At 70.7% G+C, this 11,020-nt stretch carries 11 protein-coding genes; 6 read left to right on the forward strand and 5 right to left on the reverse strand.

Going from position 1 to position 11,020, the window contains the following annotated elements:
* Positions 1–25: 25 nt before the first annotated feature.
* Positions 26–940 carry a LysR family transcriptional regulator ArgP gene (locus tag C1I95_RS08470; protein ID WP_111213231.1) on the forward strand — a complete coding sequence of 305 codons (915 nt, stop codon included), beginning with the start codon at positions 26–28 and terminating at the stop codon, positions 938–940.
* Positions 941–949: 9 nt separating this feature from the next.
* Here the strand turns inward: C1I95_RS08470 and C1I95_RS08475 are convergent, their stop codons facing one another.
* The gene (locus C1I95_RS08475) at positions 950–2,701 is read right to left on the reverse strand and encodes an acetyl/propionyl/methylcrotonyl-CoA carboxylase subunit alpha (protein ID WP_111213232.1); all 1,752 of its coding nucleotides are present in this window, start codon (positions 2,699–2,701) and stop codon (positions 950–952) included.
* A 184-nt stretch (positions 2,702–2,885) separates the two neighbouring features.
* On the opposite strand from C1I95_RS08475, the gene C1I95_RS08480 reads away from it, so the two are divergent.
* From C1I95_RS08480 to C1I95_RS08490, 3 genes are all read left to right on the forward strand, one after another.
* The gene (locus C1I95_RS08480; protein WP_111213240.1) at positions 2,886–3,845 is read left to right on the forward strand and encodes an ATP-binding cassette domain-containing protein; all 960 of its coding nucleotides are present in this window, start codon (positions 2,886–2,888) and stop codon (positions 3,843–3,845) included.
* 17 nt (positions 3,846–3,862) lie between these two features.
* Positions 3,863–4,618, forward strand: coding sequence for an ABC transporter permease (locus C1I95_RS08485; protein ID WP_111213233.1), 756 nt, complete (start codon positions 3,863–3,865; stop codon positions 4,616–4,618).
* 70 nt (positions 4,619–4,688) lie between these two features.
* Positions 4,689–5,900, forward strand: coding sequence for an MFS transporter (locus C1I95_RS08490; protein WP_111213234.1), 1,212 nt, complete (start codon positions 4,689–4,691; stop codon positions 5,898–5,900).
* 12 nt (positions 5,901–5,912) lie between these two features.
* Here C1I95_RS08490 and C1I95_RS08495 read toward each other — a convergent pair whose 3' ends face one another.
* Both C1I95_RS08495 and mycP read right to left on the reverse strand, forming a co-directional pair.
* Entirely contained in the window at positions 5,913–6,368 is a 456-nt protein-coding gene (locus tag C1I95_RS08495; RefSeq protein WP_146605667.1) for an O-methyltransferase, read from the reverse strand.
* Positions 6,369–6,638: 270 nt separating this feature from the next.
* Positions 6,639–7,805: a type VII secretion-associated serine protease mycosin gene (mycP, locus tag C1I95_RS08500; RefSeq protein WP_438941295.1), complete on the reverse strand. Its 1,167-nt coding sequence runs from the start codon at positions 7,803–7,805 to the stop codon at positions 6,639–6,641.
* Between the two features lie 881 nt (positions 7,806–8,686).
* On the opposite strand from mycP, the gene C1I95_RS37100 reads away from it, so the two are divergent.
* Positions 8,687–8,938: a hypothetical protein gene (locus C1I95_RS37100; RefSeq protein ID WP_158566325.1), complete on the forward strand. Its 252-nt coding sequence runs from the start codon at positions 8,687–8,689 to the stop codon at positions 8,936–8,938.
* A 239-nt stretch (positions 8,939–9,177) separates the two neighbouring features.
* Here the strand turns inward: C1I95_RS37100 and C1I95_RS08510 are convergent, their stop codons facing one another.
* Positions 9,178–9,639 carry a hypothetical protein gene (locus C1I95_RS08510; protein ID WP_111213236.1) on the reverse strand — a complete coding sequence of 154 codons (462 nt, stop codon included), beginning with the start codon at positions 9,637–9,639 and terminating at the stop codon, positions 9,178–9,180.
* A gap of 109 nt (positions 9,640–9,748) precedes the next feature.
* Entirely contained in the window at positions 9,749–9,961 is a 213-nt protein-coding gene (locus C1I95_RS08515; protein WP_111213237.1) for an acyl-CoA carboxylase subunit epsilon, read from the reverse strand.
* Positions 9,962–10,053: 92 nt separating this feature from the next.
* On the opposite strand from C1I95_RS08515, the gene C1I95_RS08520 reads away from it, so the two are divergent.
* Positions 10,054–11,020: serine/threonine-protein kinase (locus C1I95_RS08520; protein WP_146605668.1), on the forward strand; the 967-nt coding region annotated here is incomplete at its 3' end.

An 11,020-nucleotide genomic window follows, 5' to 3' on the forward strand; every position in this document is an offset into this window, starting at 1 on the left:
ATCAGTCCAGCTAAAGATTCTTGGGATGGTTAAGCTCAGCTTCGTGAGTGGCCTGGACTCGACCCAGCTCCGTACGCTCGCGGCGGTCGTCACCGAGGGCAGCTTCGAGGCGGCGGCGCGCCTGCTGCACGTGACCCCGTCGGCGGTCAGCCAACGGATCAAGGCGCTGGAGGAGGCCGTCGGGCAGGTGCTCGTCCGCCGCCACCGGCCCTGCGACGCCACCGAGGCGGGCCGCCCGCTGCTCCGCCTCGCCGGCCAGCTCGCGCTGCTCGAACGGGAGGCGCTGGCCGACGCGCGCGGCCCGCTCGGCGGCGACCGTGGTCGTACCCGGGTCGCCGTCGTGGTCAACGCCGACTCGCTCGCCACCTGGTTTCCCGCGGCGCTGGCCCGGCTGCCGGCCCAGCCGGAACTCTCCTTCGACATCCGCCAGGACGACCAGGACCACAGTGCTGAGCTGCTGCGCGCCGGCGCGGTGACGGCCGCGGTGACCGCGCAGCGGGAGGCGGTGCAGGGCTGCCGGGTGCGACGCCTCGGCGCGATGCGCTACCGGGCGTTGGCCGCACCGCCGGTGGTGGACCGGTGGTTCGCCGGCGGGCTCACCCGTCAGGCGCTCGCCGCCGCGCCGGTGGTGGTCTTCGACCGCAAGGACCGTGTGCAGCACCGGTTCCTGCGTACGGTGACCGGGCGGGCCCTGGACCCGCCCGTGCACTACGTGCCGTCGGTGCCGGCGTTCAGCGCGGCGATCCGGCTCGGCCTGGGCTGGGGGCTGGTGCCGGAGCAGATCGCCGCCGGCGACCTGGCCGACGGGCACTGCGTGGACATCGCGCCCGGTCGGACCGTGGACATCCCGCTGTACTGGCAGCACTGGCGACTCGACTCGCAGGTGCTGACCGCGCTCACCGCCGCCGTCTGCGCGGTCGCCGCCGACGCCCTCCGCTAGCCGAACACCTCAGGCGATGGTGCAGATGGCGGCGCCGGCGGTGATGACCGCGCCGACCCCGGCCGCCAGGCCGCTGACCGTGCCCGCCTTGTGGGCGTGCAGCGGCTGCTCCATCTTCATCGCCTCCAGCACCACGACCAGGTCACCCTCGGCGACGGTGTCCCCGTCGGCGACCGCGATCTTGACGATGGTGCCCTGCATCGGGGAGGTGAGCGCGTCGCCGCTGGCCGCCGCGCCGGCGGTGGCGCCACCGCCCCGGCGGGTCGGCTTCTTGGCGGCGGGTGCGGCGGTGCTCGTACCGGCGCCGAGGCCGGCGGGGAGGGTGACCTCCAGCCGCTTGCCGCCCACCTCGACCACGACGGTGTCGCGCTCGGCCGGACCCGCGACGGCACCCGCGGCGGCGGTGAACGGCGGCACGGTGTTGTCGAACTCGGTCTCGATCCAGCGGGTGTGCACGGTGAACGGCTCGGCGGTGAACGCGGGGTCGCGGACCACCAGACGGTGGAACGGCAGCGCGGTGGCCATCCCCTCGACCACCATCTCGTCCAGCGCCCGGCGGGCCCGCTCCAGCGCCTCGGTGCGGGTCTCGCCGGTGACGATCACCTTGGCCAGCAGCGAGTCGAAGTTGCCGCCGATCACGTCGCCGGCCGAGATGCCGGTGTCCACCCGCACGCCGGGGCCGGTGGGCAGCCGCAGCGCGGTGACCGTGCCCGGGGCGGGCAGGAAATTGCGGCCCGGGTCCTCGCCGTTGATCCGGAACTCGATCGAGTGCCCGCGCGGCGTCGGGTCCTCGATGTACCGCAGCTTCTCGCCGTCGGCGATCCGGAACTGCTCGCGTACCAGGTCGAGGCCGGCGGTCTCCTCGGTGACCGGGTGCTCCACCTGGAGCCGGGTGTTGACCTCCAGGAAGGAGATGGTGCCGTCGTTGCCGACCAGGTATTCGACCGTGCCGGCACCGTGGTAGCCGGCCTCCCGGCAGATCGCCTTGGCGCTGTCGTGGATCTGGGCGCGCTGCTCGGCGGTGAGGAACGGTGCCGGTGCCTCCTCGACCAGCTTCTGGTGCCGGCGCTGCAACGAGCAGTCCCGGGTGCCCACCACGATCACGTTGCCGTGCTGGTCGGCCAGGACCTGCGCCTCGACGTGGCGGGGCCGGTCCAGGTACCGCTCGACGAAGCACTCGCCCCGGCCGAACGCGGCGACCGCCTCGCGGGTGGCCGACTCGAACAGCTGCGGGATCTCCTCCATCGTGCGGGCCACCTTCAGGCCGCGCCCGCCGCCGCCGAAGGCGGCCTTGATGGCCACCGGCAGGCCGTGGTCGACGGCGAAGGCCATCACCTCGTCCGGGCTGCCGACCGGGTCGGGGGTGCCGGGGACCAGCGGGGCGCCGGCACGCTGGGCGATGTGCCGCGCGGTGACCTTGTCGCCGAGGTCCCGGATCGCCTGCGGGGTGGGGCCGATCCAGGTCAGCCCGGCGTCGATGACCGCCTGGGCGAAGTCGGCGTTCTCGGCGAGGAAGCCGTACCCGGGGTGCACGGCGTCGGCACCGGCCCGGGCGGCGACGTCGATCAGCTTGTCGATGCGCAGGTACGTGTCGGCCGCGGTGTCACCGCCGAGGGCGTACGCTTCGTCGGCGAGCGTGGCGTGCAGGGCATCCCGGTCGGAGTGTGCGTACACCGCGACGCTGCCCAGGCCGGCGTCCTGGCAGGCGCGGATCACCCGGACGGCGATCTCGCCCCGGTTGGCGATGAGTACCTTGCGCACCTTGGTGACTCCTCCCGGCGGGTTACTGACCGGGAGTTTATAGCTCACCCTGGCGACCCAAACGATCGCTCAGTGTGGGATGGCGCACTGTCCGATCCAGGTCGTGGGCGGCGTGGTGTCGTACGGATGTGGTCGAGTGCCGGTGACGATGATGGCCGACGGAGGCCACGAGCGGGGAGTACAGATGATCGAGACCAGAGGGCTGCGGAAGTCCTTCCGCAGCCGGGCCGGTCGGGAGACGAAGACCGTCGAGGCGGTACGCGGCGTCGATCTGGACGTCACGGCGGGCGAGATCTTCGGTTTCCTCGGCCCGAACGGCGCCGGCAAGACCACCACCCTCCGGATGCTCGCGACGCTGATCGAGCCGGACGGCGGCCAGGCCACCATCGCCGGTGCCGACCTGCTCAAGGATCCGGGTGAGGTACGCCGTCGGATCGGGTACGTCGCCCAGGGCGGCAGCACCTGGGACGAGTCGACCGCCCGGGAGGAGTTGGTGCTCCAGGCCCGGCTGTACGGCATCGGCAAGGCCGAGGCGCAGCGCCGGGCCGCCCGCGCGCTGGCGGCGTTCCAGCTCACCGAGTTCGCCGACCGCAAGTGCAAGACGTACTCCGGGGGCCAGCGGCGGCGGGTCGAGATCGCGCTCGGCATCATCCACGAGCCGAAGATCGTTTTCCTGGACGAGCCCACCACCGGGCTCGACCCGCAGAGCCGGGCCCACATGTGGGACGAGATCCGGCGGCTGCGTACCGACGGGATGACGGTCTTCATCACCACGCACTACCTGGACGAGGCCGACGCGCTCTGCGACCGGATCGCGATCATGGACCACGGCGAGGTGGTCGCCGAGGGCACGCCGACCGACCTCAAGCGGGAGATCTCCGGCGACGTGGTGCAGGTCGGTCTCGACCTGGCCGCCACCGGCGAGGCCGAGAAGCTGCTCGACGGCGAGGAGTACGTCAACCGGCTGGAGGTCCTCGAAGAGGGCGGACTGCGCCTCTTCGTGGACGAGGGCGCCACCGCCATCCCGCGCATCCTGCGCCGGATCGACGGCGCCGGGCTCGACCTCAAGTCGATCGAGCTGCACCGCCCGAGCCTCGATGACGTGTTCCTCACCAAGACCGGCCGCTCGCTGCGCGAGTCCTGACCCGACCAGGAGATTTCATGAAACTCGCCCGCGACACCTGGCTGATCTTCCAGCGGCAGCTCCACCTGCTGCTGCGCAACCCCGTGTGGGTCTTCGTCGGCGTCTTCCAGCCGGTGATGTACCTGCTCCTGTTCGCCCCGCTGCTCAAGCCCGCGCTGAACGCGCCCACCCAGGCCGAGGCGTACAAGATCTTCGTGCCGGGCCTGCTGGTCCTGCTGGCCATCTTCGGCGGCCTGTTCCAGGGCTTCGGGTTGATCGCCGAGCTGCGTGCCGGGGTGATCGAGCGCTCCCGGGTCACCCCGGTCAGCCGGCTCGCCCTGCTGCTCGGCCGCTCACTGCGCGACGTGGTGTCGTTGCTGGCCCAGGCGGTCATCATCACCCTGCTGGCGCTGCTGTTCGACCTGCGTGTGTTCATCGGTGACCTGCTGCTGGCGTACCTCATGCTGGCCCTGATCGCGTTGATGACCTCGGCCGTCTCCTACGGCGTCGCGCTGAAGGTCAAGAGCGAGGACGCCCTGGCCCCGCTGATGAACACGGTGGCCCAGCCGGTGCTGCTGCTCTCCGGCATCCTGCTGCCGCTGGCCTTCGCGCCCGGCTGGTTGCAGGGCGTCGCCAAGTGGAACCCGTTCTCCTGGGCAGTCGACGGCACCCGGGCGCTGTTCAACGGCGACATCAGCAACGACCGGGTCTGGCAGGGGCTGACCATCATCACGGTGCTCGCCGCCGCCGGCGTCTACTGGGCGGCCCGCCAGTTCGCCCGCAGCGTCCGCTGAAAGGAAGGACGAGGAGAGTTCACTCTCACCGTGGATGGGGTAGGCGCGGTGCGCTTGTAGCGTGAGGCGCGTGCCCCGCCTCGTCCATGACCGGATCACCTGGCTCGCGTACGCCCAGCTCGGGCTCTGGGGTTTCTTCCTTTACGGCTTCGGCCCGGTGGTGCCGCTGCTCCGCGACGAGCAGGGCACCTCGGCCGCCGTCGCCGGCCTGCACAGCACCGGCCTCGCGGTCGGTGCGCTGGCCGGCGGCGCGCTGTTCGCCCCGGCCGCCCGCCGGTTCGGCCGGAAACCGACGATCTGGCTCGGGCTGGCCGGGGTGGCCGCCGGGGTGGGCGCGTTTTCCCTGCTGCGCCCCCTGCCGGCCACCCTCGCCGTCGTCATCCTGATCTCCACCGCCGGCACGCTGCTGGTCAGCGGCGTGAACGTGGTGCTCACCGCCCGGCACGGGCCGGTCGCTCCGGCCGCACTGGCCGAGGCCAACGCCGCGTGCGCGGGCATGGGGATCCTCGCCCCGCTGGCGATCGGCCTCAGCGTCAACGCCGGGTGGGGCTGGCGACCGGCGATGGCCGTCGTGGTCGCCCTGATCGCGCTGGTCGCCCTCGCCGCGCTGGCCTTTCGGGTACGCGGACCGAAGACCGCCACCGCTGTCGCGGCTCCCCGGGTGACGGTGGTGGTGCCCCGGAGCGGCCGGCGACTGCCCCGGGCGTACTGGATCGCCTGGGTGCTGATGGGAGTCACCGGTTCGATCGAGGTCTGCCTGTCACTGTGGACCGCCGACGTGCTGCGCTCCCACGCCGGGATGGCCCCCGGGGCCGCCTCGGCAGCGGTGGCCGCGATCGTCTGCGGCATGTTCGTCGGCCGGCTCGCCGGAGGACGCGTCGCCCTGCGCTTCCGGCCGGTGCCACTCCTGCTCACCGCCCTGAGCGTGTCGCTGGCCGGGTTCACGGTGTTCTGGGTCGCCACCGCCGGCTGGCTGGCGGTGGCCGGCCTGGTGGTGCTGGGCCTCGGCAACGCGTTGCACTACCCGCTGGCCATTTCCCTCGCGCTGGCCGTCGCCGGTGACGCCGCGGACCAGGCGGCGGGCTGGTCCGCGTACTCGATGGGGGTGGGTTTCGGGATCGCGCCGGTCGCGCTCGGCTGGGTGGCCGACGGCGTCGGCCCGCACCTGGCGTTCCTGCTGCTGCCCGGCTTCATCGCGACGGCCGTGCTGCTCGCGGTGCGACTCGGCCGCGCCCTGCCGGCCCCGGCGCCCGTCGAGCAGCCGGCCACTGCGCCGGTCTGACCGGCCGCCGGTTCAGTGCACGTACGCGAGGGTCAGGCCGTCGGCGATCGGCAGCATCACCGCGTCGACCCGTACGTCGGCCAGCACGTCGTCGTTGAACGCCGCGATGGCCCGGTCGTCGGCGCTTTGCGGCGCGATCACCCGTCCGTGCCGCAGCACGTTGTCGACGGCGATCACCCCGCCCGGCCGCATCCTCGGCACCAGCTCGGCCCAGTACACCGGGTAGCCGGTCTTGTCGGCGTCGATGAAGGCGAAGTCCAGGTACCGCTCGTTCGGCAGCTGCCGCAGCGTGTCACCGGCCGGGCCGATGCGCAGCTCGATCCGGTCGTCCACACCGGCCTCGGCCCGGTCGGTCACCACGAGCGATTCGTCGACCCCGCTGACCAGCACGTCCGGCTCGATGCCGGCGGCCTGTAGGGACTTACGGCGGGCAGGGCTCGCCGAGGCGAGCACAAGGCGAAGCGGCATGGCATCAGGCACGGTGCCGACGTTACCGGTTGCTCCGCCCGCCGCGCCCCACGCTCTGCTCCCCCTACTTCTTGGGCGCGGCGTCTCCTCGGGCGCGTTGTCTCCTCGGGCGCGTTGTCTCCTCGGGTTCTATGCCCGGTGCGCCAACGGGACCGGCCTGCGGCCACAGTCTTCCCGTGAGCGTGATGTCACACAGACATAATTATTTCTCTGTGACATCACGCTGATGAGCACAACACCCACCCGCCGTCGTGTCCGGTCGGCTACGCCTCAGCGAGTGATCCTCGGCGGCGGATCATCGGATCGGCGCCGGTGCCGGACGAACAGCGTCCAGGCACCGCCGGCAGCCAGCAGCACGCCCAGCGTGACCAGACCGCGCACGGTCGCCGCGCCGTCCCCATCATCCAGCGGCCCATCCGCCGCCGTGGTCGGCCCAGCGACTTCCGGCGAGGTCGCCGGCACCGATTCAAAACCCCTCGGCGGTACGTCCGCCGTCAGCGCCGCCACCAGGTCAATGACCCCATAGCCATACTGATCGTCCCGCCCCGGCGGCCCCTTGTCGATCGCGGTCGCGGTCAGCCGATGCGCCACCTCGTCAGCCGGCAGGTACGGATACTTGGCCCGAATCAACGCCGCCGCCCCCGCCACAATCGCCGTAGCCCCAGAGGTGCCAGTGCCCCTTCGATACTTTCCTTTGATGCTAGTGCTATAAATATCGATGGCTGGCGCGACTACATCGACGGCAGGGCTGGCGACAGAGATCGCGGCATGTTGGCCTTTGTTGTCGATGCCACCTACTGCGATTACTGCGTTTGCGGCAGCAGGATACGGAACGCCGGGATCGTCGGCGCGGTTACCTGCTGCTGCGACGACGACCACATTCGCGGAACGCGCGCCATCGAGGGCGCGGGAGAGACGCGCACTGGGGCCGCCGCCAGCGGAAATGCTGACGATGTCGGCGCCAGAGGTAATTGCGTATTCAATGGCGGTGGCCAGGCAGTCGATTTCGCCGTCGCTACTTCCATCGAAGCAGCGAATTGGAATAATCTGGGCTTTGGGGGCGATTCCGAGAGCGCCGGTGCCATTCGCTTGGCCGTGAGCGGCTATAATTCCTGCCATTCCCGTGCCATGGCCGGAGGAGTCCTTGCGGCCATCCTTCGAGTCGATCTCTAGGAGGTCGATTCCAGGGAGAAGATTCCTTTCAAGGTCTGGGTGAGGCTCGACCCCTGTATCCACTACGGCAACCGTAACTCCCTCTCCTTGGCTAATTCGGTGAGCCTCAACCGTCCTCAAGAATGGGAGATGCCATTGATCTCTGCGAACCCGGCTGGCGTCGTCCAATGCTGGCGCCGTTTCTGTCGCAGCCCGTACTGGCGGTAGTGCGCCGAGTAATATCGCGAGTAATGTAAGGCAGGCAGGAGCAAAGGTGGGCGTCACCGGGTGAAACCAATGGCAGGGCCTGGGTCGATTGGCCCTTCCTCATCCGGAGGTAAAACAACCGGGCTCACGCCCTGATCGACTTGCCATGGATGGTCCGGGTCCCACCGCCGCGACTCCTCCTTATCTCGCTCCTGCCGGTTTGTGCGAGTGGAGGCAACACCCGGGCCTGCGGTGCCGGGGATTCCAAGGGTAGGTGAGCCGCCAATTGGCGTATGAAGTCCACCGAATCCTCTTCCCCCGCCTGGCCGAGAACCTGCTCCTCCAGTCGGAGACGTGCCTGCGGCTCCACCGCCGATTACGCCGCCGATTGGGTTGACTCGGCGCGGCTGTGTGCCGCCTACGGCAGACGAACTAAATCCCGAGCCGGGGGGCCCGCCGATTAGACCCCCAGGCGGCATCGCCCTTGGTGAGCCCGGCAGATTGGTGTTCGGGACTGTATTGCCGCCTCTGTTGGCCGATCGGCTCTCCGAGCGGGGTTGCACCGGCCCCGAAAAACCCGGTCGGGTACCCAGGCCCGGTCGCGGGGGTATACCGATGCCAGGTGTTGGAGTTGTCGGTCCAGGTGGCGTGACGCCAGGCGCCGTGGGGGTGGCCGGCGCGGGAGTCAGTTGAGCGCCTGCTCCGCCGAGCACAGGCCCAACAATCGGTGCCGCAGGGCCGAGAACCGGACGTGGTGTGGATGCTGCCCGCTTGCCCTGCTCTGTGCCTGTTGGCGGCAAAGGGAGCGGGATGATGGGTGGAATAATCGGTGCGGCGCCACCTCCATAAGCATCAGGAGGTGCTCCATCTCGGATGTTTGGTCTGGGCGGCGGTGGTTGGCGGAGCATTACTTGGGCTTGCTGGAGTTCGCCGCTTAGGCCGTACATGATGCCGCGCGCTTGGATGTTCAGGCGTTCCAGGTCGGCGTCGGTGACCGGTGGCTGGCTTGTTCGGCTGCCGGCGGCGGCCTTGGGGTCGGCTGCGATCTCGTCCCACGCTCGCTTCTGCTGAAGCTTGCCGGCGTACTCGTCGTAGATTTTCTTGAGTTCGCCGCGGGTGCTGCTGATGGCCTGGGTGGCCGCCGACAGGGCGTTCTGGTTGGCGGCGGCGGCGTCGTGCGTACGCCGTACCTGCTCGATCAGGTCGTCTAGTTCGGCGATGTAGGCGCGGGCGGCGGCGTTGGTCTCGGGCGGCCAGGCCTGGGCCAGGCTCTCGCGGTACGTCCTGAGTCGTCCGAGGTGCTGGTCGGCCAGCTCGCAGACCTTGCGCCAACCGGCGACATGCCGCCAGTGGTTGTCGACCTTGTGGTCCTGGAGGCAGGCCCACATGTCGGCGACGTTCATCAGGTACCAGTCGGTGAGGCCGCCGCTGCGGCCGACGCCTGGATCCCTCACGGCAGCACCACCGGCCCCCGGTTGTCGGGGCCGGAGGGATCGGTGAGCGACGGCGACGGCTCGGGCTGCGCGATCGGCGCGCCGATCCGGCCGAGCGCCTGCTGGACGTCGGTCACCCGGGCCGCGGCGAAGGCGTCGGCGTCGCCGTACCGGTCGGCGACCTCCTTGGCGGCAGCGGCCAGGTGACCGGTGGTGTGGCCGAGGCCCCAGACCGCGTTGGTTGCCGCCTGCTGGGTTTCCCAGTGGGTGCGCATGAACTGCACCAGCTCGATGAACGCGTCCGCCGGGTTGGACACCTGGGTGAGCATGTCGTTGGCGATGTACGACAGGTGCGGTGTGTAGTTGCTCTCCACCTCGGCGCGGAGCTTGTCGGCGAACTCCCGCATCTGGCGGATGTCTGCCTCGACGCTGCCGTCACCACGTAACCAGGATGCTGGTCGATCCTCCTCAGGGATCATCGGCCCCTCCCAACCGTCACGGCCCCGTTCCCCTGAGTGAGGTTAATGGGTAAAAGCCGCCCCTGGCAGCCCCACGCACGGCACCGACACGGTGTCGCGTACCCGATGGTCAGCGGGGCAGGCCGGAGGCGCGCCACGCGCCGGAACCGGGCGCCAGGCCGGCGCCCGCCGGCCGTGCGCTGCGCGCCCACGCCGAGACCGGCGCCGATGCGGACCCGGCCACCGGCCGGGACCGGGAGACGATCGCGCCCACCAACGCGGCCAGTTCCTCGGCGGTCGGCACGCCGCGCACGACCCGGAACAGCGGCTCCTCGACAGACATGTTCCTCAGCGTACGCCGCGCGAGCTTGACCTTCGTCGCACAGTGGCGTGCCGGCGGTGTGACCGTCAGCGCTGCCGGGTACCGTCTCAGCGATGTCAGACGCTGCCCCCCAACTTGTCGCCGACCGGTACCGGCTCATCTCGCCGCTCGGTCAGGGCGGTATGGGTCGGGTATGGAAGGCGCGCGACGAAGTGCTGCACCGCGACGTCGCGATCAAGGAACTGGTGCCGCCGCCGGGTCTGACCAATGACGAGCGCCGCGAGATGCGGGAGCGGTCGCTGCGCGAGGCGCGGGCCATCGCCCGGCTCAACAACATCAACGTCGTACGCATCTTCGACGTGCTCCGCACCGACGGCGACCCGTGGATCGTCATGGAGTACGTGGCGTCCCGGTCGTTGCAGGATGCCATCGCGGAGGACGGTCCGATGTCGCCGGCCCGAGCCGTGGAGGTCGGGCTGGGGGTGCTGAACGCGCTGAGGGCCGCGCACAAGGCCGGCATCATGCACCGCGACGTCAAGCCCGGCAACGTGCTGCTCGGCAACGACGGCCGGGTGGTGCTGACCGACTTCGGCCTGGCGACGATCCCCGGTGACCCGAACGTCACCCGCACCGGAATGGTGCTCGGGTCACCGGCGTACATCGCGCCGGAGCGGGCCCGGGACGGCACCGCCGGGCCGGAAGCCGACCTGTGGTCGTTGGGCGCCACCCTCTACGCCGCGGTGGAGGGAAAGTCGCCGTACGCTCGCCCGTCCGCGATCAGCACCCTGGCCGCGCTCGCCACCGAGCCGGTGCCACCGGCGCGCAACGCCGGACCACTCAAGCAGGTGCTCAACGGGCTGCTCCGCAAGGATCCCCGGGAGCGGGTCACCGCCGAGTCGGCCGAGCGCATGCTGCGTCGGGCCAGTGGCCGGCGGGCTCGGGGCATCTCGCTGCTCGACGGCGTACGTCGGCCGGGGCCGAACGGTCCGCGCGAGCCGCGCCCACCGCTGGTGCCGGGGCCGCGCCCGTCCGGGGAGCGTCCGGCCACGCCGGCCACCCCACCCGCGCCCCGTACGCCGC

It is taken from the genome of Micromonospora craterilacus, from assembly GCF_003236315.1.
Classification (GTDB): Bacteria; Actinomycetota; Actinomycetes; order Mycobacteriales; family Micromonosporaceae; genus Micromonospora; species Micromonospora craterilacus.